Origin of the sequence: Sinorhizobium fredii, assembly GCF_002944405.1 — a bacterium.
Lineage (GTDB): Bacteria > Pseudomonadota > Alphaproteobacteria > Rhizobiales > Rhizobiaceae > Sinorhizobium > Sinorhizobium fredii_C.
Genome location: NZ_CP024307.1, coordinates 531,618 through 552,736, shown reverse-complemented (window position 1 = coordinate 552,736; position 21,119 = coordinate 531,618). Strand labels below are relative to the sequence as shown.

Here is a 21,119-nt window from a genome sequence, read left to right as displayed (position 1 = left end):
CGCTGCCGTCAGGCCCGCTGCTTCAAGATATCCCGTATTTCCGACAGCAGCCGCACATCCTCAGGCGGCGGCGCGGCCGGCTCCGGTGCCTTCTCTCGTTCCACCGAGGCGCGGATGCGGTTCACCCCTTTGACCAGCAGGAAGATGATCCAGGCAAGGATCAGGAAGTTGATGAACACCGTGATGAAGCTGCCATAAGCAAAGACCGCGCCCTGCTGGCGGGCTGCGGCCAGCGTCGGGGCGGTGACATTGGCGGAAAGCGGCAGAAAATAATTCGAAAAATCGAAACCGCCGCCGGTAATCGCGCCGACCACCGGCATGACGAGATCGTCGACGACCGAGGTGACGATCTTGGTGAAGGCAGCGCCGATGATCACGCCGACCGCCAGGTCCATCACATTGCCGCGGGCGATAAACTCTTTGAATTCGTTCAGCATGCGTCTCTCCGTAATATCCCCGTCCTTGAACGCTCGGCCGCGCCTGTCCCGCGCGGCTACCGCTGGAGGAAACTAGACCAAAGCTCGGAGCGATGGAACCGCCGTTCGCGATCAAGGCGGGCAGCGGCCCGTGGCGCGCGACGGCTGCCCCGTCGCGTCTTGGACTTAAGACGCATAAAGCAGCCAATTCTCAATGGGATGGACTTGCCCTATGCTGCCCGTCGAGGAGTGAGGCATGCTTTCGGGTTCGGTCATTTTCGCCTCGGCCTTCGCCTATCTGCTACTGCTCTTCGCGGTCGCAAGCTACGGCGACCGGCGGGCCAGCAGAAGCAGGATTGCCAGCAAGGGCAGGCCGCTGGTCTATGCGCTGAGCCTGGCGATCTACTGCACCTCCTGGACCTATTTCGGCGGCGTCGGGCTCGCCGCCGAGCATGGGCTCGAGTTCACCGGCATCTATATCGGGCCGATCCTGATGTTCACGCTCGGCATGCCGCTGATCCGCAGGATCGTGCGGCTCGCCAAGACCGAGAAACTGACCTCGGTCGCCGATTTCGTAGCGGCGCGCTACGGCAAGAACCCGGCGGTGGCGGCGATCGTCGCACTGATCTCGCTGGTCGGCGCCATTCCCTATATTGCCCTTCAGCTCAAGGCGGTCTCGAGCTCGGTCGCCGCGATGATCGACACCAGCGACTACGGCATCGGCGCGGGCGAAAATTTCATCGACCTGCCGCTGCTCGTCACCCTCTTCCTCGCCTGCTTCGCGATCGTCTTCGGCACCCGCCACACGGATGCCACCGAGCATCAGGACGGGCTGATCCTGGCGATCGCGATGGAATCGGTCGTCAAGCTCGTCGCCATGCTGACGGCAGGCTTCTACATCGTCTTCGTCCTGTTCGACGGGCCGGCGAATCTGTTGGAGGCGGCCCGACAAAGTCCCGCCGTCCTTTCCGCCCTCGAATACCAGACGCCCGCCGCCCGCTGGATCCTGCTGATCGTGCTCTCCGCCTTCGGCATCATCATGCTGCCGCGGCAGTTCCACGTCACCGTCGTCGAAAACCGCACCGAGAACGAGCTGCGTACCGCGGGGGTGCTGTTTCCGCTCTATCTGATCGCCATCAACCTCTTCGTCCTGCCGATCGCCATTGCCGGCATCCTGACCTTCTCCGGCTCCGGCGACGCCGACCTCTATCTCTTGGCCCTGCCGCTCGCCAGCGACGTGCCGTTGATCACGCTCCTCACCTTCATCGGCGGCTTTTCCGCCGCCACGGCCATGGTCATCGTCGCCTCGGTGGCACTGTCGATCATGATCTCCAACGACATCGTCATGCCGGTCTTCCTGCGCCAGAGGCTCGGCACCCGCGGCACCCTGCAGGAGAGCGTGGCCGGGACGCTGCTCAACATCCGCCGCACCGCGATCTTTGTCGTGCTGCTGCTCGGCTACGGCTACTATCGCTCGGCAGACATGAGCTCCGGCCTCGCCTCGCTGGGGCTGCTCTCCTTCGCCGCCATCTCGCAGATGGCGCCGGCGCTCATCGGCGGCCTCGTCTGGCGGCAGGCAAACGCCCGCGGCGCGATTGCCGGAATGGTCAGCGGCTTCCTCGTCTGGGCCTATGTGCTGTTTCTGCCGAGCCTCGGCGGGCCCGACAATTCTCACGTGGCCTCGACGATCCTGAGCTTCCTCCTACCGTTTACGGATGTTTTTTCGGGGCCGCAGTCCGACCCGCTCGTCAATGCGTCGGCCCTCAGCATGCTAGTCAACGTCAGCGCCTATGTGCTCGGCTCGCTGACCCGGGCGCCGAAGCCGCTCGAGCGCTTCCAGGCCGGCGTCTTCATCACCCGCCGATCGCGCACGGAACGGGCCTTCCGCGGCCGCAAGACGAAGGTGACGGTACGCGACCTAAAGACTACGATCGCCCGCTACATGGGCGAGGAGCGCATGCAGCGCTCGTTCCACACTTATGAGCAGCAATCCGGCCGCTGGCTCGACGAAAACGCCTCCGCCGACATGGCCCTCGTCCATTTTTCCGAGCAATTGCTTGGCAGCGCCATCGGCTCCTCCTCGGCCCGGCTGGTGTTTTCGCTGGTGCTGCAGCGAATGGACGACACCTCTTCGGACACCGCTTGGCTGCTCGACCAGGCGAGCGAGGCGCTGCAGCATAACCAGGACATGCTGCAGACGGCGCTCTCGCAGATGGACCAGGGCATCGCCGTCTTCGACAATGCCAGCAACCTGATCATCTGGAACCGCCGTTTCCGGGAACTGCTCGATCTGCCCGAGGCGGCCGGCCAGGTCGGCTTCCCGCTTGCCGACATCGTGGCGATCCTGGCGCGCCGCGGCGACATCCGCAAAGACTATGAGAAGACGCTGGTCGCCAATTTCCTGACGCTCGACAAGCCGTTCCTGCTGGAACTCGGCAACGGCGCCCGTATCGTCGAGGTGCGGACCAACGCCATGCCCGACAAGGGCATCGTCACCACCTATACCGACATCACCCCGCGGGTCGCCGCCGACATGGCGCTGAAGCAGGCGAACGAAACGCTGGAACTGCGCGTCGCCGAGCGGACGAGCGAGTTGACGCGGGTCAACAAAGAACTTGGCGAGGCGCGCGCCGCCGCCGAAGACGCCAATATCGGCAAGACCCGCTTCTTCGCGGCCGCCGGCCACGACATCCTGCAGCCCCTGAACGCGGCGCGCCTCTACTCCTCATCGCTCGTCGAGCGGCTCGGAGATTCCGACAACAGGGCGCTGGTCCAGAACATCGACTCCTCGCTCGAATCGGTGGAGGCGATACTCGGTGCCGTGCTCGATATCTCGCGGCTCGACACCGGCGCCATGAAGCCGCGGCTACAGGCCGTGCCGCTCGATGATCTCTTACGGCGGATCGAGACGGATTTCGCGCCGATGGCGCGGGCGAAGGACATAGAGTTCACGGTCATGCCAACCTCGCTTGTCGTGCGCAGCGACCCGAACCTCTTGAGACGCGTCGTCCAAAATCTCGTTTCCAATGCGATCAAATACACGCTTGAGGGCAAGGTTCTCGTCGGCGTGCGCCGGCATAGGCAGACGGCGACGATCGAAGTGCTCGATTCCGGCATCGGCATTCCGGCGTCAAAGTTCCGCACCGTGTTCAAGGAATTCGCGCGCCTCGACGAAGGGGCGCGCACCGCCGCCGGGCTTGGCCTCGGACTTTCGATCGTCGACCGCATCTCGCGTGTGCTGAACCATCCGGTCAGCCTGCAGTCGGAGCCGGGAAAGGGCACCGGTTTCAAGGTTGCCGTGCCGCTCGATACCAGCGCCGCCGAACGGACAAGGCCGCAGCCGGTCGCCGCGCCGAAGTCGAGCGACGCGCTGAGCGGGCTGACTGTAGTCTGCATCGACAATGAACCGAAGATCCTCGAGGGCATGGCGCTGCTGCTGGGCGGCTGGGGCTGCACCGTCACGACGGCGGAATCGGTCGCCGCCTGCGACAAGATCGGCCCCGAACACCTGCCGCTGCGGCCCGATGCGATCGTCGCCGACTACCACCTCGGGGACGGCACCGGCATCGACGCGATCGCCTCCATCCGGGCGCGCTGGAGAGAGAGCATTCCGGCGCTGATGGTAACCGCCGACCGCACCCCGGAGGTCCGCGGTGCCGCCGAGCGCGACGGCGTCTCTCTACAACACAAGCCGGTGCGCCCGGCCGCCTTGCGCGCCTGGCTGACGCAGCTTGCCGCAGCGGCACGGGCGGCGGCGGAATAGCAATCGTTTCACTTGGTTACAATTCTTGCCCCTCATCCGCCTGCCGGCACCTTCTCCCCGTACGCGGGGCGAAGGGACGCGCGGCTCGCTCCCGGTTCCCCGAATCCGCCGGCGAAAGAAGCGAGACGTGGCGGCATGCCCCTTCTCCCCGCCTGCGGGGAGAAGGTCGCTGCAGCGGGACGAGGGGCCAAACGCCGCAAGCGGGATCGCTAAGCCGCCGCGACGCTGCCGAGCTTGGAAAGCTGAATCACCGCTTGGGTGCGGCTGTCGACATTGAGCTTCAGCAGGATCGCCGAGACATGCGCCTTGATGGTCGCCTCGGAGACGCCGAGCTCGTAGGCGATCTGTTTGTTGAGCAGGCCCTCGGCGAGCATGGACAGGACACGCGATTGCTGCGGCGTCAAGGTCTGCAGGCGATGCAGGAGGTCGGCCATCTCCGGCTCGTATTCCTGGTTCCGGTCGTAGCCGACCGGGACGAAGATTTCGCCGGCCATGACCTTGCCGATTCCGTCGCGGATCTCCTCGATCCCGGCGGATTTCGAGAGGAAGCCCGCCGCGCCGAGATCGATGGCGCGGTGAATGGTCGCCGGATCGTCATGGGCCGAGACGATCATCACCGGCAGGCTCGGGAATTCGGCGCGTAGCGCAATCAGGCCGGACAGGCCGCTGACGCCCGGCATGGTGAGATCCAGAAGCATCAGGTCGGCATCGGGATTGTCCGCCGCAGCCTTGCGGGCAGCGGCGAAATCACCGGCCTCGACGACGGCGGGCGCGCCGGCCATGCCGCTCAGCGCCTGGCGCATCGCGCCGCGGAACAGCGGATGGTCGTCAGCAATGATGATGGTCATGTCGGGCATGATGACGCTCCCTCCCAAGAGCCCCGGAACCGATCGGCTTCGTCCTCCGCGTGCCACTCGGTGCTTGTTCACGACGTTCAGGTCTTGTCGGGGACCGATCCACCTTCGCCTGCGGGATCGCGACCCTCGAGTTCCTTCACGATATCCATGAACTTGCGCATCATTCTTTCCATGATGCTCATGGTCCGGTCAATCTCTTCGTCGGTCGGAAGATCGGGTTTCGCGGCTGCCGCCCCACTCTGCACGGCCTTTTCCAAGGCTTCGATCCGTTTCGTCAGAAGGTCGAGTTCCCGCTCGAAGGCGGCACGCTCGTCGGCGGCCATGCGGCAGACGAGCTCACCGTTCTTTTCCTGGCAGAGCGTGACCTCGCCGGTCTCCGTGTCGAGCCGGGCGAATCCCGTCTCAGATTTCTGCATGCTGTAGCGCCCCGGCGTGGGTGCCTGCGCTGCGGCCGGAAGGGCGCACCCAAGCCCCAGGCCGAAGACGAGCACCGCGATTACCTTCCTCATGACATCCTCTCCCTTGGAGACTGACGGAAATCCGCGTTCGATCAGGTGAACCGCGGTGGACACGCGCCGTTATTTGCGGCAAGGCCATGGCTCGGAATCATGACGACGGGCGGACAAAGATGAACGCTACCATATACAAGATCGTTCCGGCGCTTCTATGGCAGGAAGCCAGGCGGGCCGGACAATTCGCGGGCGCGCCCGTCGATCTCGCCGACGGCTTCATTCACTTCTCGACGGGCGAGCAGGTCGCCGAGACTGCGGCACGGCATTTCGAGGGCCAGACGGACCTTCTCATCGTCGCCGTCGACGCAGAAGCGCTCGGCGACAAGCTCGTCTACGAGCCGTCGCGCGGTGGCGCGCTGTTTCCGCATCTCTATGCGGCGCTGAGGCTCGACGCCGTGCTGTGGGAAAAACCGCTGCCGCTCGGCGCCGACGGCACGCATATTTTCCCCGAGCTTGCGCCATGACCGGTGCTCTCGAACGCCTGGCCCGCCGCGGCCTGTTCCTCCTAGATCCCGAAACCGCCCACGGGCTCTCGATCAAGGCGCTGAAGAGCGGCGTCGTGCCGGGCTGTGCCGCGCCCGCCGATGCCAGGCTCGAGCAGACCATTGCTGGCCTCGTCTTTCCGAATCCGGTCGGTATGGCCGCCGGCTACGACAAGAATGCCGAGGTGCCGGAGGCGCTGTTGAGGCTCGGCTTCGGCTTCACCGAGATCGGCACGGTGACGCCGCGGCCGCAGCAGGGCAATGATAAGCCGCGGATTTTCCGGCTCGTCGAGGACGAGGCGGTGATCAACCGGCTCGGCTTCAACAATGACGGGCACGGTGCGGCGCTGGCGCGCCTCCAGGGCTGCTCGCGCCAGGCGCTGATCGGCGTCAATATCGGCGCCAACAAGGACAGCGCCGACCGGATCGCCGACTATGTCGCCGGCATCCGCACCTTCCACGCCGTCGCCCGCTATTTCACCGCCAACATCTCCTCGCCGAACACGCCCGGCCTGCGCGACCTGCAGGCGCGCGAAAGCCTGGCGGCGCTGCTTTCGGCCGTGCTCGCCGCCCGCGACGACGAGGCCGCGAAGAGCGGACGACGCGTTCCGGTGTTCCTGAAGATCGCCCCTGATCTGACCGAAGAGGGCATGGACGACATCGCGGCGGAGATGCTGGCGCACGATCTCGACGGTTTGATCGTCTCCAACACAACGCTGTCGCGCGAAGGTCTCAGGGACCAGCGGCAGGCCAAGGAGGCTGGCGGCCTTTCCGGCAAGCCGCTCTTCGAGAAGTCGACGGCGGTGCTCGCCCGCATGCGCAAGCGCGTCGGGCCGAACCTGCCGATCATCGGCGTCGGCGGCGTCAGTTCGGCGGAGACGGCGGCGGAAAAGATCCGCGCCGGCGCAGACCTGGTACAGCTCTATTCCTGCATGGTCTATGAGGGGCCGTCGCTTCCCGGCCGGATCGTCCGCGGCCTCTCGGCGCTCTGCGATCGGGAGAAGCTTGCCTCGATCCGCGAGATCCGTGACAGCCGTCTCGACTACTGGGCCGGGCGGAACGTCTGAGCGGCCCGCCGTGGCAGCAGCATCACCAGGAACAGGCCGCGCAGCAGCAGGAACAGGTTGAGCCCCGCCCACAGGCCGTGATTGCCGAAGACCGGCACGAGAACGGCGAGCGCCGCCCCATAGACGAGGAAGGCGGCCAGCATCATGTTGCGCATGTCGCGCGACCAGGTGGCGCCGATGAAGACGCCGTCCATCAGGAAGGCCATGGCGCCGGTGAGCGCCGTTATAGCCGCCCAGGGCATATATTCATAGGCGAGCGCGCGCACATCCGGCGCCGTCGTCAAAAGATCGACGAGAATGTTGCCGAAGGCGAGGAACAACACCGTCGTCATCAAGGCGAGGCCCAGCGACCAAAACGCTGTCATTCTGAGCGCTCGATCGAAAGCCGGGCGGTAGGCGGCGCCGATCGAGCGGCCAGTCAGCTGCTCGGCCGCATTGGCGAGGCCGTCGAGATAATAGCCGGCGACCAGGAAAATGGTCATCAGCACCGCATTGGCCGCGAGCGTCACCGGGCCGAGGGACGTGCCGATCCGGGTCATCAGCGTGAAGGCGGCGAGCAGCACGAAGGAACGGATCATGATGTCGCGATTGAGACCGAACAGCGCCTTGAGCCGGTCGCCGGCAAAGATCGTCGCCCAGGCCGGCGCGTCCCTCTTGTCAAAACGGCCGTAGACGATCGCAAAGCCCGCAAGCGCGCCGATCAGTTCGCCCGCGACAGTCCCGATCGCAACCCCTGACACGCCCCAGCCGAGGACCAGTCCCAGCAAAATCGACAGCACGATATTGGTGCCGTTGATGATGGTCTGCAGCAAGAGGCCGATCGAGCCGTCGCCGCGACCAAGGACGAATCCGAGGATGGCGTAATTGGCAAGCGCCGCCGGACCGGAAAGAATCCGATAGAGAAAATAGGTGCTTGTCACCGCCGCCACTTCCGGGCCGGGCGCCATCAGCCACAGACCAAGTGCGAGCAGCAGCGGCGACAACAGGACGATGGCGATGCCGCAGAAGAGCGCGATCACCAGCGAGCGCCAGAACACCGCCTGCTGTTCGCGCCGGTCGCCACGGCCATAGGCCTGCGCTACGAGGCCGGTGGTCGAGGCGCGCAGGAAATTGAAGGTGGTGAAGATCAGATCGAACAGGACGGCGCCGACCGCGAGGCCGGCGAGCATCTCGGCCCGGCCGAGCCTGCCGACGACGCCGGTGTCGACGAGGCCGAGGAGCGGCGTCGTCAGGAAGCCGAGCGTCATCGGCAGGGCGATCGAGAAAATCAGCCGGTTGGTGACGTCGAACGGACCCGCTTCGCGGGCAAGCCTTTCACGCTCGAGGCTTTCCATGGCAGACATCGTCGCTACCCCGCGGCCGTCTCCGCAAGGCGATCTTGGGGAATCAACTCAGCCGGACAGCACCATGGCCCAATAGGGTCGGTTTCCGGAAGCGCTATTTTGCGCCACCGCCACGCCCAAGCCGCGATAGCTGCCGAGCATATTTTGAAGGTGCTTCGGCGAATTGAACCAGGCTTCATAGGCGCGCTCGGCGTTGTCCTGGCCCATGGCGATGTTCTCGGCGGCCGGAAGAGTGACGCCATCGCCCTTCATCCGATCGGCAAAATCGTCGCGCCAGCCGATATTGTGCTTCATCTTGCCGGCGCGTGCCATGCGGGCGGCCTGGTGCATGGCGGCGACGGATGCGGCGGGATCGCGCGCGAGCGTCGTCAGCCCCCTGCCCTTGCGTAGCGAATTGACATAGCCGAGCGTCGCCTCGGTCTGGTCGCTGCCGGTGCCGTCGTCGGGCGTAAGGAGGCCGGAGGCCGAGCATCCGGCGAGGAGCCCAAGCGACATCACGGCACCGGCACGCAGAATGAGCCGCCTGCGCGGAAGAAAGAACTGGTCCTGCATGCTTAGCGCCGATAGCTGAAGAGACGGAGGATGATGAAGGCAGGAATGACCACGGCCGCGCCGAGCAGCAGGTAGTCGCCGACGCGCCCCAGCGCCGCGAAGCCGGTGCGCCAGAGGTCGACGACGAAGTCGCGGATACCATCGAGAAGGTCCATCGGGCGCCAGTCGAAAACGGTCATGACGAAGCCGACGAGGATCGACACGACGACGAGCTTGACCAGCACGCGCAGCGGTGAATCACCGAGAAATCTGTTTACGCCGTCCGACATCAGCGAAAAATTCTCCTGTTTCCATCCCACATAAGCCGCTCGGTCCGGCCTCGCAAGCCGCGCGAGTCGGGGGCCCTCAGATTCCGCTTGTGTTTTGCCGCGTCCGGCGCCAGAAGCGTCCGTCGCAAACAAACCCGTCACCCTCATGGCCGCAAACCAGCTTTCCTCCGGCGATCTGATCACCGATCGTCGCGCCGACTATGCGAAGATGCTCGCCGAAAGCGGCGACCACCAGGGCGCGGCCGAGCTTATGGCCCAGGCGCTGGAACTGGTGCCGAACTGGGCGGCCGGTTGGTTCCGGCTGGCGGACTATGAGGAGAAATCGGGCCGAAAAGAGGCGGCGGTCGCGGCCTTGCGCAACGCGCTTCGCCTCAACCCGGAGGACATTTTCGGCGCCAGCCTGAAACTGGCCCTGCTCGGTGCGGCCGATACGCCGGAGCAACCGCCGAGCACCTATGTGGAGCGGCTCTTCGACGACTATGCCGAGCGGTTCGATCAGGCGCTGGTCGAGAAACTCGGCTACAGCGTTCCGGAAAAGCTCGCGGCGCTGATCGAGCGTGCGATCGGCGGGCAAAAATTTCGTCATGTCACCGATCTCGGCTGCGGCACGGGGCTCTTCGGTGAGCGCATCCGCAGCCGCACCGCCTTTCTCGAAGGCTTCGATCTCTCGGCCAACATGCTGGCCAAGGCGGAAGGCAAGGCGCTCTACGACTGGCTGGGCCAGGCGGACCTGTCGCTGCAGCCGGACAGTTGCGGCCTCTTCGGCGAACTGGCGGAACGGCGCGCGGATCTCGTCAGCGCCGCCGACGTGCTGATGTATCTCGGCAATCTCGAAAGCGCCTTCGCCATCGCGGAGCGGCTTCTGAAGCCGGACGGGCTGTTTGCTTTCTCCGTCGAGGACGCGGCAGACGAGCGCGACTTCCTGCTCCGGCCATCGCTGCGCTACGCGCACTCGGAAGCCTATGTCGCTTCGCTCTGTGCCGACTTTCGGCTCGAGATGATTGCCGTCGAACGGAGGGTCATTCGCATGGATGCCGGCCTGCCGATTGCCGGCATCCTGTTTCTCGCCCGCAAGCCTGCATGAACCGCAACGCTGACCTGCGAAAATAGGTCAGCAATGCTTACATATTTTTCTTGATTATTCCTGTGCGCCGCAGCAAATGGTGGAGCTCTTCGCGGGAGTTCACCATGGCACAGATGAGCAGCGTTTTCGGTCTCTGGAACACCAGCCCCACCAGGCACACGCCGGTCGAGGATGTGCAGGGCGTCTTTTCCGGCAGCCTCGTCGCCGCCCTCGGCCTCTATTTCCTGGCGAGTGCCGGACTGCTGACCGGAAGCACCGCCGGTGTCGCCTTCCTGCTGCACTATGCGACCGGCGTGAATTTCGGCCTCGCCTTCTTCCTGCTCAACCTGCCGTTCTTCTACCTGTCGCTCAAGCGGCTCGGTGCTGCCTTCTCCATCAAGACCTTCATCGCCATCGGGCTCACCTCGATCCTGGCCGACGTACAGTCGCGGCTTTTCGAGATCGGTCAGATCCATCCCGGCTGGGCGGCGCTTCTCGGCGGGCTGCTGCTCGGCTACGGTGTCCTGGCGCTCTATCGCCACCGCGCCAGCCTCGGCGGCGTCGGCATCCTCGGCGTCTATCTGCAGGAGCGCTTCGGCATCCGCGCCGGCCTCGTGCAGCTGTCGATCGACATGGGGGTGCTGGCTGTTGCCTTCGCGGTCACGACGCCCTGGGTCGTTCTGTGGTCGGTGCTCGGCGCGGTCGTCCTCAACCTCTTCGTGGCAATCAACCACCGCGCCGATCGATATATCGCACTTTGAAGCTTGGTTGGCCTCCAGCAATCGCGGGCATGAAGAGGTACAGGCTTCTCTTTTGCCGCGTTTGATCTACCTTTGTTCCCCGTGAACAGGATCGATCCCCCATTGCCGGAAAGCAACGCCGTGACGTTGCCCGCGCCTTTTCTGCGTTGGTTCGCCGAAAAGGGCTGGCGGCCGCGCGCCCATCAACTCGAATTGCTGTCGCGCGCCGAAGCGGGGGAAAGCACGCTGCTGATCGCGCCGACCGGTGCGGGCAAGACGCTTGCCGGCTTCCTGCCGTCGCTCGTCGATCTCACGCGGCGCGGCAAAGTACCGCCCGGCTCTGCTTTCGTCGGTATCCACACGCTCTATATCTCGCCGCTTAAGGCGCTCGCCGTCGATATCGAGCGCAATCTGATGAAGCCGGTCAACGAGATGGGCCTGCCGGTCAGGATCGAGAACCGCACCGGCGACACGCCGCAGGGCAAGAGGCAGCGCCAGAAGCTCAACCCACCCGACCTGTTGCTGACGACGCCGGAGCAGCTTGCCCTGCTGATCGCCGACGGCGAGGCTGAGCGCTTCTTCAAAAACCTGCGCTATGTGGTGCTCGACGAGCTGCATTCGCTCGTCACCTCGAAGCGCGGCCATCTGCTTGCCCTTGGCCTCGCACGGCTGCGCCGCTTGGCGCCCGGCTTGCAGACGATCGGCCTTTCGGCGACGGTCGCCGAACCGATGGAACTGCAGCGCTGGCTTGTCGGCCAACCTCCCGGCGAGCAAAGCCATGCCGGGTTGATCACCGTATCCGGCGGTGCAAAACCTGAAATCTCCATCCTGCGCGGCGACAACCACGTGCCCTGGGCGGGGCACTCGGCCCGCTATGCGATCCCGGACGTCTATGCCGCGATCAAACAGCACGGCACGACGCTGCTCTTCGTCAATACGCGCAGTCAGGCGGAGATGCTTTTCCAGGAGCTCTGGACGATCAACGACGACAACCTGCCGATCGCACTCCATCACGGCTCGCTCGACGTCGCCCAGCGCCGCAAGGTGGAAGCCGCGATGGCGGAGAACCGGCTGCGCGCCGTCGTCGCCACTTCGACGCTCGATCTCGGCATCGACTGGGGCGACGTCGACCTGGTCGTCCATGTGGGCGCGCCAAAGGGGGCGAGCCGGCTGGCGCAGCGGATCGGCCGCGCCAACCACCGCATGGACGAGCCGAGCCGGGCGATCCTCGTGCCGGCCAACCGCTTCGAGGTGATGGAATGCCAGGCCGCCCTCGATGCCAATTATATCGGCGCCCAGGATACGCCGCCGGTCGGCAGGGGCGCGCTCGACGTGCTGGCGCAGCACGTGCTCGGCATGGCCTGCGCCAGACCCTTCGACGCGGTCGAGCTTCATGACGAGATCACCACCGCGGCCCCCTATGCCGATCTTCCCTGGGAAACCTTTGAGCGGGTCGTCGACCTCGTTGCCACCGGCGGCTATGCGCTTCGCACCTATGAGCGCTACGCCCGCATCCGCAAGACCAAGGAAGGGCGGTGGCGGATCTCCAACCCTATGGTCGCGCAGCAATACCGGCTGAATGTCGGCACGATCGTCGAATCGCCGATGCTGAACGTGCGCATGGTGAAACGGAATGCACGCGGCTCGCTCGGCCGCGGCGGCATGCCGCTCGGCAAGGTGGAGGAATATTTCCTCGAAATGCTGTCGCCCGGCGACACGTTCCTCTTCTCCGGCAAGGTGCTGCGCTTCGAAGGTATCCGCGAGAACGAGTGCCTCGTTTCGCAGGCCTTTTCCTTCGACCCGAAGGTGCCGAGCTATGCCGGCGGCAAGTTCCCGCTCTCCACCTATCTCGCAGCCCAGGTGAGAAAGATGCTCGCCGACCCGGCGCGGCGCGCCACGCTGCCGGACCAGGTGCGCGACTGGCTGGCGCTGCAGGGCGACATTTCGATGCTGCCCGGCGAGGACGAGTTGCTGATCGAGACCTTCCCGCGCGGCAGCCGCCACTACATGGTCACTTACGCCTTCGAGGGGCGGCTCGCCCACCAGACCCTCGGCATGTTGCTCACCCGCCGCCTCGACCGAGCCGGCCTGAAGCCGCTCGGTTTCGTCGCCACCGACTATTCGCTGGCCGTATGGGCGCTCGACGATCTAGGCGCGGCGTTCCAGACGCGGGGGCCATCGCTCGCCGAGCTCTTCGACGAGGACATGCTCGGCGACGATCTGGAGGCCTGGCTGAACGAATCCTTCCTGTTGAAGCGCACCTTCCGCACCTGCGCGGTGATTGCCGGACTGATCGACCAGCGCCATCCGGGAAAGGAGAAGACCGGCCGGCAGGTCACCGTTTCGGCCGACCTCATTTACGACGTATTGCGGATGCACGAGCCCGATCACATCCTGCTCGAAGCGACCCGCAACGACGCGGCGGCCGGACTTTTGGACATTGGCCGCCTCGGCTCTATGCTCAAGCGAATCAAGGGACACATCACCCACCGCCAACTCGACCGCATCTCGCCGCTCGCCGTGCCGGTCATGCTGGAAATCGGCCGGGAATCGGTTCACGGAGAAGCGCAGGATTTCCTGCTCACGGAAGCGGCGGCCGATGAGTTGATCAACGAGGCAATGGGGATCGGGCACGGTGCAGGCGAATAGGAAAGCGGTATGAGAGAGACTCGCCGGCTAATTCGGAGTGGAGACCCCTCCCCAACCCCTCCCCACAAGAGGGAGGGGCTTCGCTGCGGCCCCGATTTGCCCCTTCCGACGGTTCTACAGGCGCTTGGAGCAAAGACGACGCGCGGAGGGCGCGGCAACCTAGCCCCTCCCCCTTGGGGGGAGGGGTTGGGGAGGGGTCTCGTCCTACATCCGAGAACGGCGGCGTGACGATGCATCGGCTTCTTCACGCGACCTCGGCTCCGGCAACGGGCGCCTTTTTCCACGCCCGCGCGACCATTAGCGGCGTCGCCGGCATCTGCGATCCGCTCGGCGGCCTCTTTCTGCCCGACAGCCGGACATTGGTCGTCTCCGACCTCCACCTCGAAAAAGGCTCCGCCTTCGCCAGGCGGGGGATGATGCTGCCGCCTTACGACACGCTCGCGACGCTGCGCATCCTCGAGGCCGTCATTCTTCGCCATGATCCCTCAACGGTGATCAGCCTCGGCGACAACTTCCACGACCGGCGCGGATCGGCGGCAATGCCGGACAGCTTCCGCCAGATGATCGCCGCGATGGCCCGCGGCCGCCACTGGATCTGGATCAACGGCAATCACGATCCGGACGGCACCTCGGGACTGCCCGGCGCCTCGATGGACGAGCTGCGCCACGCCGGCCTCGTCTTTCGCCACGAACCGTCGATGGTGGACGGCGTCGGTGAGATCGCCGGCCATCTGCACCCCTCGGCAACCGTCAAGCGCCGGGAGCGTTCCATCCGGCGCGCCTGCTTTGCGACGGATGGCAGACGGCTGCTGATGCCCGCCTTCGGCGTCACCACCGGCGGGCTCGATCTCCGGCACCGGGCGATGAGCGGCCTGTTCGAGCGCGAGCGGCTTGTCGCCCACATGCTCGGCCGCGACCGGATCTATTCGGTGCGCTTTGCCAACCTCTTGGGGTAGAGCGGGATCGAGGAAAAGTGTGCGCGGTTTTCCCCCCGCATCCCGCTCGCTATTGGAATCGATCAGAAGGCGTTAAAGGTGAGCGTCGTCAGCGAACGGGAAATACCCGGAACGCTGGCGATATTGTCATTGATGAACTTGCCGATGTCCTGGCCTTCCGCGACATAGATCTTCAAGAGCAGGTCGTAATCGCCGCTCGTCGAATACATCTCCGAGACGATTTCCTTGCGGTAGATCTCATCGGCAACCTCGTAGGTCCGGCCGGGAGCGCATTGCAGTTGCACGAAAATCGGTTTCATGGGCTTCCTCTGCTTCCGGGAGTTGGCTCCCGACCATTCTACAGTGCCGCGCGTCTTATCAGACGCGCAAAGTCGCTGTAGCACTTTGAATTGCTGCATGTCTTTGTCCTTAATCGAGGTGGATTTAAGGACACATGCAGTAGCCGCCGCCGGCGCAAGGACCGGAGGGGCATGCTGATCTTCAGCCTCTCTTAAACCGCCACGGTACAAAAGTGAACGTGCCCGCGAAGCTATCGCCCGGCTTAGTTCTGCATCAATCCTTGCGGAAGAGCAGGCTCGCGCCCCATCCGGTGATCACCGCCAGCGTCACGGCAAGAAGGCCGTAGACGAGCGGCTGCTCGTGCGCTGCGCGGGTAATCGCCTGTTCGAGGCCGGTTTTCACCACCCTCAGCGGCAAGGCCTTGGCGGCGACGAAGAGGCCCTCGCGGAAGAGATAGGCGCGCACCACATGGACGCCGTTCGGAACGTTCGCCGGCAGGCGGACGGAAGCCTTGAAAAGGCTCGAGCTGATGAATTGCACGCCGCCCGGATCGCGCTGGTAGACGCCGCTTTCTTCGCGGATGCGGCGGAAGGCGTTGCGGAACTCGCCGAGGCTGCTGCCGTCGCCGATGAAGCCGAGCGGCACCAGCCGCATATGATCGACGCCGATGCCCATATTGGCGATGTCGCGCGGCGGCGCGATCGTCTCGATATCGCGCGTGCTCGACAGCGAATAGGCTTCCGGGACGAGCTCGAAGGTCATCGACTGGGTGTTGACCCAGATGCCGAAGACGCGCTCCTTCTTGCGCACCGTCGCATTGTCCTTCGGCCCCTCGAGGACGACGATGATGTTGTACTTGCCCTGGGCGAGAAGGTTCGCGTCGAAGCCGTCAATGGCGCCGAAGATCGTCAGGTCGGCACCGCGGAAATCGGAGGTGATGGAGATCTCGTCCGTCGAGATGCCGATCTCGAGCTTCTCGGGGAAGTCGCCGACCTCGCGCTCCAGAGACTGTGCCGATGCCGGCCAGGCGGCCGAAAGAGCGAGAACAAGCAGAACGAGACGGGCGAGCGAGCGCATCAGAAGCCGAACCCCGCTGAAACGACCGAGTAGATGTCCTTCGGCGGAATGATGAGCTCGATCGACAGGCGGATGCCGACGGCAAGCACGAGCAGCGCCAGCAGCGCCCGCAATTGTTCGCCGCGCAGCCGCTGGCCGACGCGCACGCCGTACTGGGCGCCGATGACGCCGGCAATCATCAGCACGAAGGCGAGCACGATATCGACCGTATAGTTGGTCGAGGCCTGGACGATGACCGTGTAGGCGGAGACGAAGACGATCTGGAACAGCGAGGTCCCGACGACGACGCTGGTCGGAATGCGCAGGAGATAGATCATCGCCGGCACCATGATGAAGCCGCCGCCGACGCCCATGACCGAGGTCAGGATGCCGATGCAGAAGCCGAGCGTGGCGACCGGGATGACGCTCAGATAGATCTTCGATTTCTTGAAGCGCATCTTCAACGGCAGCCCGTGGATCCAGTTGTGCTGGCCGGGCCGGCGCAATTGCGTGGGCTGGTTCTTGGCGGCCTTGCGCATGGCGATGATGCTCTCCCAGAGCATCAGCCCGCCGACCGAACCGAGCAAGACGACGTAGAGCAGCGAAATGACGAGATCGAGCTGACCAATGCTGCGCAGCAGGGAAAACAGCCAGACACCCACCGTCGCACCCACGAGGCCGCCGCAGAGCAGCACCGTTCCGAGCTTGATGTCGATCGTGCCGCGCCGGAAATGGGTGATCGCCCCGGAGATCGACGAGGCGACCACCTGGTTCGCGCCAGTCGCCACCGCCACCACCGGCGGAATGTTGTAGAAGATCAGGAGCGGCGTGATCAGGAAACCGCCGCCGACGCCGAACATGCCCGACAGGAAACCGACGGCCGCGCCCATGCCGAGAATGATGAGAATGTTCACCGACAATTCTGCAATGGGCAGATAGACCGTCACGGCCAAACCTCGATGTAACAACGGACCCGCAGGGCGGGTGAAAAATTGCAACTGCACAATTCCTAACCCGGAAACGCTTTAGGAATCGTGCAACGCTGGAGCATTCGCACGCCCGCTCGGAGCAAGGCACGGCGACGTGCTTCGAAGTGGCAAGAATTTCACCACGGGGACATTTGGCCGACCGCCTGCGTCCTCGACGGGACGCCGGACGGCACCCCGCTCATGCGCCCTCAGGCGGGAGCTGTCAACCTTTTCAGGGACATGGAGCCGCAGTTTGCACCCGCCGCCGATCACAAGCGATAGACGGCTTGTCCGGCGACGGGTGAGCGCGGCGAGCATGGCGCGGGCCACAGGAGAAACGTCGAGCAGACGGGCCTCCGGCTCTCACGAATTGCGCTTCAACAATTCCCTTACCAATTCATCGGTGATTTCACCGGTCGGCTCGTGACCGATCGACTTCTGGAATGCCTTGATCGCGGCAATCGTCTTCTTGCCGATCTGCCCGTCGGGGGCGCCGGCTTCGAAGCCGTTGTTGTTGAGAATGGCCTGGATGTTGCGAACCGCCTTCGTCATGTCGACGGAGGCCGTCTTCGTCGGGGGACCCACCCAGGCGTCCGGCACATCCACCGAATTCGCTTCGGCGTCGACCGGCTGCACCTTCCAGGCGTCGACTTTCGCCTTGGCGTTCGCAAGCTCCCCGGGCTTCATCGCCTTGGCGATCTCGTCGCGTTTTTCGCCGGCGTCCTTGTCGCCGTCGCGCGCGGCGATCGCGAACCACTTGTAGGATTCCTCGAGGCTCTGAGCGACGCCGTTGCCGCGGGCATAGAGCACGGCGAGGTTGAACTGGCTGTCGCGGACCCCGAGATTGGCCGCCTTCTCGAACCATTTCACGGCTGCGGCGAGATCGGGCGCACCATCGCGGCCGCTGGCAAGCATGACCGCAAGATTGTGGCTCGCACTGGCATTCCCCGCCTCGGCAGCCCTCTGGTAGAGCGCCTTGGCCTTGGCCGCGTCGCGGGTTACCCCTGCCCCCTTTTCGTAGAGATTGGCGAGCCGGTAGGCCGCCGGAACGACGCCGGCATCGGCGGCGCGATGATACCACTTTGCGGCTTCGGCAAGATCTTCCTTCGCGCCGCGTCCTTCGGTGAAGCGGGTGCCGATCTCGTAATAGGCGAGGGGATCGCCGCCCTTTGCCGCAGTCACCAGAGCCGGCGGGCCGAAGCCTTCGGGCAGAATGATTTCGTTCGCCTTCAGCGGCGCAAAAGTCGCTGCCGCGGGCGTGCCTGCGGTCGCCGGCTGGAATGTCGAGACCGGACTCGCCTGCGCCGGCATGACTGCCGCCTGCAGCATCGGTGCCCCGCCGGCCTCCGTTGCCGGAGCGGTCGCGGCAGGTTTCTCGGGCGCCGCGCCGGGAGCCTTCGCCGCAAGCGGCGGCGTGTCCGTCTTGCCGACCGGAGCCACAGCCACTGCCGGTTCGGCAGGCTTTGCCGCCGCGACGGCGGGAAGCGGCTTTGCAGCGCCCTCGTCGGCGGCCTTCGGCGCGGTTTCGGCTTCCGCCTTGCGCTCGAGCGCTGCGGCGGGCCGGATGTTTTCCACGTCCCGGCCCTTCAGCATCGTGCTGACCAGCGGATAGGACATGATCGCCAGCAGAACGGCGCCGACCGCCATCAGGATCGGACGGCGATGACGGGCAAGGGCGCCACCCATGGCAGACGGTCCCTTATTGTCCTTGGCGCTCTTCAGCGAATCGGCTTCCTCGACGGCCATCTGCGCCGCACGGCGTGCGGCAGCGATGAAGTCCGCCTTTTCGACGCCGGCAGCCGACTGGCCGCCGCGGGCCATTTGCCCGGCCCGCACCCGCTCGAGTATCTTTTTGACGTCCGGCACGCCCGAGCCCGGCTCGAGCAGCTGGTTGGCGTCCTCGGGCGCGAGCATTTCCGACGGATCGATCGAGGGGGCGGGCTCGACCATCTGGCGCGCCGGCGCGAGTGCCGTCTCGCTGCGCTTGGGGGAAAAGCGACGGGTCAGGCCGGCGAGCAGGCCAGCCTTTGCCGCGGGCGGCTCGACTCGAGTTTCGTCCCGCGCGACAGTCGCAACCTCAACGGAGGAAGACAGGTCGGCTGCGACTGCGACGACGGCTTCGCCTTCGGCCGCTGTTTCAACCGGCTGATATTCCTGCCGCTGACCGGCATCGCCGAAGGCGCCGCCGAATTCCGGCTGCACCGCCTTGGGCATCGGCGCGGCGCGCGCCGCGGCAGCAATTCCGGCATTCGGCTCCCGCTCTTCGAGCCGTTCCAATTTCTCGGCGATGTGGACGAGCGTGTCATGCAGGGCCTCGAAAGTGCGCGCCGTGCGTTCTTCGCTCGACCGGCTGAGCTCCTCCAGCGCCTTGAGGTCGTCGGCAAGCGCCGAGATTGCCGCCATGTCGGTGCCGGCCGGGGCCTGCGGCGTGCCGTTTCTGGCATAGGCCTCCATCACCGCCTCGGCGGCCTGCCGGGCGGCCTCGATGATATATTCGTCGCTGGTGGCGAGATAGTCTTCGAGCGCCGTCATGCGGCTTTCGAACTCGACCGGCGCTGCGCCTGCCGGCTCCTGATGCGACTGGCTGACGAGCGCCGAAAGATTGCCGATCTGCGCTTCGAGATTGCGCAGCGCCTCGCGATCGTCGAAGGGCGCCGCTTGCGTCTCCTCGAGGCGCTGCGCGATGTCGGCAAGCCGGTCTTCGAGCCGCTCGAAGCGCATGTCGGGCGCCGTCGCGCCGGCATGGCCGTCGAGATCATCGATACGGCGGGCGAGATAATCGAGCCGCTCGGCCAGGGCGTCGTTGACGCTGCCCTGGTCCAGGGCTTCGATCCTGCGCGAAATATCGGCGAGATAGTCCGTCAGTTCCGGCACCGTGTTGCGCTGGCCGTGCTCGAGCAACGCGGAAAGCTGGTCGAGGCGTTCCTCCAGCCGGGCCGCAGCCCTCTCCCCCGCGAGATCCTCGACCCGCGCCGTGAGCGCCTCAATCCTAGCGCCGAGGCCGGCGTCCGGGCGGGCAATGTTGTCGATCTGCCGCGAGAGGTCGCCGAGGCGGCTTTCCAGCCGGTTGACGAAGGCACTGTCGAGATTCGTGGCCGTGCGGCCGGCGGCGACCGCACGGCTGATCTCATCGAGCCGCTGATCGAGCTCGGCGAACTGCGGGACGAAGCGTCTATCGTCCGGCTCCATCTGGCGCCCGAGCATCTCGATCGCCCGGGCGACCGCGACCAGCTTGTCCTCCAGCACATCGACGGCCGAGGCCGGGTTCAGCGTGCCGATCTGCGACTTGATCTCGTCGAGACGATAGGCGAGCGCCACAAGCTCGTCGTCCCGGTTTTGGTCGAAGGCGTTCAGCCGATCCTCGACGCCGCTCCAGCGGCTTTCCATGCGGCGCATGCTGTCTTCGCGGGCCAGGCCGTCGATCATCGCCCGGAGATCGTCGAATTCGACCCGCAGCGCGTCGACCTGCGCCGAGGGTGCCTGGCGTCCGAGCTGATTGATGCTGTCGGCAAGCCGCTGCAGATCGATCCTGATATCGGCGGCGTAGCTGCGATCCTCGGAGGCTTCCGCCTTGATGCCGCGGATTTCGGAACGAAGGGCGTGCATTTCCCGGGCAAGCCCATCGCTGATGTCGCGCTTCAGATCCTGCCTCAGCCCGACGAGAGCCTCGGCAATATCGGCTGCCGCGGTGGGCCGCGACGGCTGCGCCGGCGCCGGCTGGGGGGACTGGTATCGCGGCTCTTCCGCAAGGCGCTGCGGCGCAGGGCGATCGGAGGCGCGCGCCGCAAGGCGCTCGCGCAACGGCGATCGCTCGCGCCCGGCGCTGAGCGCCCGCTGGCGTTCGAGGATTTCCGAGACGGCGTTGCTCGCCGGGGCTGCCGGACGCTCCGGCTGGCGCTGCTCACGGCTGACGCTGCTCATCAGGCCCTCGATGCGGGCCTCGAGACCCTCGATGGTACGGTTGAGGGCATCGAGCGACGGCCTGTCGCCATAGGACGGGTTGCCTGCGCGCTGAGGATTGGATCGCGATCCGTTCATTGTCTCTTCGCCCCTGTCGTCGACTATCATGGAAGCCGCGGAAGGGCGTTTAAGTCCGTTCCTCTTCAGCGGCCCAGCCGAAGCGGGCAAAGCCACAACGATGCGAGCC

Annotated in this window: 17 protein-coding genes; 7 read left to right on the top strand and 10 right to left on the bottom strand. The window is 65.3% G+C overall.

The features are described 5' to 3' along the window. Window positions 1-8: 8 nt before the first annotated feature. A complete protein-coding gene (gene mscL, locus NXT3_RS02655; protein WP_037420397.1) occupies window positions 9-437 on the bottom strand; it encodes a large conductance mechanosensitive channel protein MscL in 429 nt (142 codons plus the stop codon). Between the two features lie 235 nt (window positions 438-672). Here mscL and NXT3_RS02650 point away from each other — a divergent pair, with 235 nt between their 5' ends. Then, window positions 673-4,179 carry a PAS domain-containing hybrid sensor histidine kinase/response regulator gene (locus tag NXT3_RS02650; protein ID WP_037420400.1) on the top strand — a complete coding sequence of 1,169 codons (3,507 nt, stop codon included), beginning with the start codon at window positions 673-675 and terminating at the stop codon, window positions 4,177-4,179. Window positions 4,180-4,388: 209 nt separating this feature from the next. Here NXT3_RS02650 and NXT3_RS02645 read toward each other — a convergent pair whose 3' ends face one another. Beyond that, window positions 4,389-5,036 carry a response regulator transcription factor gene (locus NXT3_RS02645; RefSeq protein WP_097525617.1) on the bottom strand — a complete coding sequence of 216 codons (648 nt, stop codon included), beginning with the start codon at window positions 5,034-5,036 and terminating at the stop codon, window positions 4,389-4,391. A gap of 77 nt (window positions 5,037-5,113) precedes the next feature. Continuing rightward, complete coding sequence (locus NXT3_RS02640; RefSeq protein WP_097537795.1) at window positions 5,114-5,545, bottom strand: hypothetical protein; 432 nt, start codon at window positions 5,543-5,545, stop codon at window positions 5,114-5,116. A gap of 119 nt (window positions 5,546-5,664) precedes the next feature. On the opposite strand from NXT3_RS02640, the gene NXT3_RS02635 reads away from it, so the two are divergent. Both NXT3_RS02635 and NXT3_RS02630 read left to right on the top strand, forming a co-directional pair. Continuing rightward, complete coding sequence (locus NXT3_RS02635; protein WP_037420410.1) at window positions 5,665-6,012, top strand: DUF952 domain-containing protein; 348 nt, start codon at window positions 5,665-5,667, stop codon at window positions 6,010-6,012. Beyond that, complete coding sequence (locus NXT3_RS02630; RefSeq protein WP_104838757.1) at window positions 6,009-7,097, top strand: quinone-dependent dihydroorotate dehydrogenase; 1,089 nt, start codon at window positions 6,009-6,011, stop codon at window positions 7,095-7,097. Before NXT3_RS02635 ends, NXT3_RS02630 begins: the two co-directional genes overlap by 4 nt. On the opposite strand, the gene NXT3_RS02625 is transcribed toward NXT3_RS02630, so the two are convergent. Genes NXT3_RS02625 through NXT3_RS02615 form a run of 3 tightly spaced genes read right to left on the bottom strand, consistent with a single transcriptional unit; the run spans window position 7,073 to window position 9,261 of the window. After that, window positions 7,073-8,440, bottom strand: a complete 1,368-nt coding sequence (locus NXT3_RS02625) for an MATE family efflux transporter (protein ID WP_104838756.1) — start codon at window positions 8,438-8,440, stop codon at window positions 7,073-7,075. The two genes, NXT3_RS02630 and NXT3_RS02625, sit on opposite strands and share 25 nt — an antisense overlap. A 48-nt stretch (window positions 8,441-8,488) precedes the next feature. Beyond that, window positions 8,489-8,992 (bottom strand): CAP domain-containing protein, encoded by a 504-nt coding sequence (locus NXT3_RS02620; protein ID WP_097525612.1) that lies wholly within the window; start codon window positions 8,990-8,992, stop codon window positions 8,489-8,491. A 2-nt stretch (window positions 8,993-8,994) separates the two neighbouring features. Beyond that, window positions 8,995-9,261: a DUF6460 domain-containing protein gene (locus tag NXT3_RS02615; protein ID WP_097525675.1), complete on the bottom strand. Its 267-nt coding sequence runs from the start codon at window positions 9,259-9,261 to the stop codon at window positions 8,995-8,997. A gap of 145 nt (window positions 9,262-9,406) precedes the next feature. Between NXT3_RS02615 and NXT3_RS02610 the strand changes: the two genes are divergently transcribed. From NXT3_RS02610 to pdeM, 4 genes are all read left to right on the top strand, one after another. After that, window positions 9,407-10,345, top strand: coding sequence for a class I SAM-dependent DNA methyltransferase (locus tag NXT3_RS02610; RefSeq protein ID WP_104838755.1), 939 nt, complete (start codon window positions 9,407-9,409; stop codon window positions 10,343-10,345). 104 nt (window positions 10,346-10,449) lie between these two features. Then, a complete protein-coding gene (locus NXT3_RS02605) occupies window positions 10,450-11,085 on the top strand; it encodes a YitT family protein (protein ID WP_097537793.1) in 636 nt (211 codons plus the stop codon). Between the two features lie 72 nt (window positions 11,086-11,157). Then, window positions 11,158-13,713, top strand: a complete 2,556-nt coding sequence (locus tag NXT3_RS02600) for a ligase-associated DNA damage response DEXH box helicase (protein ID WP_104838754.1) — start codon at window positions 11,158-11,160, stop codon at window positions 13,711-13,713. Window positions 13,714-13,943: 230 nt separating this feature from the next. Beyond that, window positions 13,944-14,669 (top strand): ligase-associated DNA damage response endonuclease PdeM, encoded by a 726-nt coding sequence (pdeM, locus tag NXT3_RS02595; protein WP_199773340.1) that lies wholly within the window; start codon window positions 13,944-13,946, stop codon window positions 14,667-14,669. Window positions 14,670-14,731: 62 nt separating this feature from the next. Here pdeM and NXT3_RS02590 read toward each other — a convergent pair whose 3' ends face one another. From NXT3_RS02590 to NXT3_RS02575, 4 genes are all read right to left on the bottom strand, one after another. Continuing rightward, window positions 14,732-14,968, bottom strand: a complete 237-nt coding sequence (locus NXT3_RS02590) for an Lrp/AsnC ligand binding domain-containing protein (RefSeq protein WP_037378372.1) — start codon at window positions 14,966-14,968, stop codon at window positions 14,732-14,734. 253 nt (window positions 14,969-15,221) lie between these two features. Continuing rightward, window positions 15,222-16,025, bottom strand: coding sequence for a TIGR02186 family protein (locus NXT3_RS02585; RefSeq protein WP_037420441.1), 804 nt, complete (start codon window positions 16,023-16,025; stop codon window positions 15,222-15,224). Continuing rightward, complete coding sequence (locus NXT3_RS02580; protein ID WP_037420514.1) at window positions 16,025-16,951, bottom strand: sulfite exporter TauE/SafE family protein; 927 nt, start codon at window positions 16,949-16,951, stop codon at window positions 16,025-16,027. The genes NXT3_RS02585 and NXT3_RS02580 overlap by 1 nt, the downstream gene beginning before the upstream one ends. A gap of 384 nt (window positions 16,952-17,335) precedes the next feature. After that, window positions 17,336-21,010, bottom strand: coding sequence for a peptidoglycan-binding protein (locus NXT3_RS02575; protein WP_104839918.1), 3,675 nt, complete (start codon window positions 21,008-21,010; stop codon window positions 17,336-17,338). Between the last annotated feature and the right edge of the window lie 109 nt (window positions 21,011-21,119).